The sequence below is a fragment of the Allobosea sp. 05T422_2 genome, assembly GCF_056396265.1.
Map to the genome: position 1 here is coordinate 1 of NZ_JBFTLD010000463.1, position 2,449 is coordinate 2,449.

Consider the following 2,449-nt stretch of genomic DNA (forward strand, 5'->3'; position numbering starts at 1 on the left):
GGGCAGAGCTGAGCCTGCCCGGCGTCGAAAGCTGCACAGCGTCAGCTGCGCGTTGCGACCCTAAGTTTGTTCGGGTCGCCCTCGGGCAGAACCTCGGGCTGTTTCCAGACGACACCGTTCGGTGTCGGGATCGGCGTCATCGTCACCTGGTACTGTGGTTGCCCCTTGTAGTCCGGGTCGCCGGGGGGCGGTGTCTGCAGCTGGTAGCGCAGCAGCATCGCGAAATCCTCATGGGTGGTGTTGTGGCAATGGCTGACATAGGCGCCACCGAACTCCCCGAACCGCACCTGGAACCTCACCCTCCCGGACGGCCGCAAGCGCCAGACATCCTTGCGGACGAGCCGCTCCGTTGCGGGAATGGGCGCGCTGCCCCGGTCCATGGTGACGCCCTCCTCGAAGTGGAGGTGGATGGGATGGTCCCAGCCGCCCCCGCCATTGATCAGGGTCCAATGCTCCACCTCGCCCGGCTTGGGCATCAGCAGGGAGATGCGGTTGGCGTTGAGCGAATGCGCCTTCTCGCCGTTGATCTTGATCGTCCAGGGGAAGGACTTGATGTCTCCGCATTCGGGTATGCACTGCCCGTCCGCCGTAGCGCGTGAATCCCCCTCTCCCGACCTGCCGAACTCGATCACCCGCTCACGCACCGGGGCCACGATCGGGATCTGCGTGGTCAGCGTCTTGACCCCTGATTTCCAGTCGGGATCGGCGAAATTGGCACTGCGATCGGCATCGAGCGGGTTGCTGGCATTGTAGACCTTGCCGGGATTGTCGACGCTCTGGACCTGGCTCACGACCCTGAACTCAAGGATGGGGCCGACGCACGGGTCATCGTCCCGTCCCTTGAACGCCTTCTCGATCGAGACGGCGCCCTTGGGCTTTCGCCCGTCGGTCTGTTCCAGCAGGTTCATGATGTAGACGCTGTCGCCCGGCGCAAAGGCGGAGAAATCGACGACGATATCGTAGCGCTCTGCCACGCCCATCTCGTCGGTCTCGGTCAGCAGAATCGGATTGACCACCAGGTTGCCGTCATTGGCGATGAAATAGAAGGGCACCTTCGTGCCCTGGGAAAAGCGCCTGCTCTTGTTGACCGCAAGCGCAAGCTTGACGAAGCGGGCCATGGCGGCGTTCAGGATGCGGAAGCGGTAGCGTCGCGGCAGCACCTCGAAATAGGGATAATAGGCACCGTTGACGCAGAGCATGTCGCCGAGGAAACCATCGGTATCGAAGATATCGAAGCGGCACTGGCCCCTGGCATCGAAGGCGGGATTCGAGATCGCGAGATTCACGTCGAAATCGAGATTACCCCATTTCAGCTGCGAGCCGCTCGGCAGCCGCAGGTTGATGCCGTCATTGAGATCCTCGCGCCCCCTGTCGGGCCCGCTATAGATGTTGCAGAGCGCGAAGATGCCCTTGTGCACATTCTCGGCGGTGAAGAAGAAGCGGTGATCGTGGAACCAGAGGCTGCCCTGGATCTCCCGGTAGTCGCCGGCGACCGGGACATAGCCTTCGTCATCGTCGGGCCCCGAGCATTTGCGCGAATAGTCGCGATCGCMCGTCGGCCACAGGCTCGGCATGTCGCGCCGGGCCATCGCCATGCCCCAGTGATAATCATAGAAGGTTCCGGGGAAATGATAGGCGTTGCAGGCACCATCGCTTTCGGCGCCGTTATGGGCGTTGTGGAAATGGATCGAGATCTCGTTCCGTCCGAAGCCGCCGTTCTTGGTCCGGTCGACCGGGAGATCATTGTAGATCCGGCTCAGAACCGGTTCGCCATAACGTGCCTTGATTAGGATCGGACGGCCGAGGCCCGTGCGCAGGCCGTCCTTGCTCCCCGCCTGTCYGGGCTGGCGCGGACCGAAGGTCCACATCGCAGTCGCGTCCTGCTCGGGCATTTCCCCGCAATAGCGGCTGCCCGTGCCAATCTGCCCGAGGGACAATAGGTAGCCCTTTTTCGGATAGAGTTCCTCCCAGCGCTGATGCGCGAAGAACTCGCCGGGCGGGCGCCCTTCCATCGGTCCAACCCAGGTGACCGGGTTGCGATAGGCCGCACCGCCGGAGTTGCTGAAATCGGTATGGTAGGAAAAGTTCTTCGCCGGCAGTTCCTGGCCTCCCCCAGCAAACTGCCAGGCCGCATCGCCATTCGACAGGCGCTGAAGCGGAACCGGCTTCTGGACGTCTGGCCGCGGCATCGGGTCATGGAATTTGACAGCGCCGAAGTTCGGGCTGCGCGGGGCACCGGTCGGCACCTGGGCATATGCGCTCTTGGCGAAGGGGCTGAGCCCATTTTTCGCGACCAACAATCCGCCGGCGGTAAAGTATMCCCACCGCAACAGGTCACGTTTGGTGATCTGCCCCACCGAAAGGGCCTTCACGATATCGAGCCGGTTCTCCAGAGCCCTCTCAGCTTCCTTCAACCGGATGCCAGTGGTCTCGCGCGAGAGATACATAC

Annotated in this window: 1 protein-coding gene; it reads right to left on the reverse strand. The window is 62.6% G+C overall.

The genetic code is table 11. The features are described from left to right. Positions 1 to 41: 41 nt before the first annotated feature. The coding region (locus AC1DJT_RS36115; protein ID WP_476835996.1) for a multicopper oxidase domain-containing protein at positions 42 to 2,449 on the reverse strand (2,408 nt) is incomplete at its 5' end.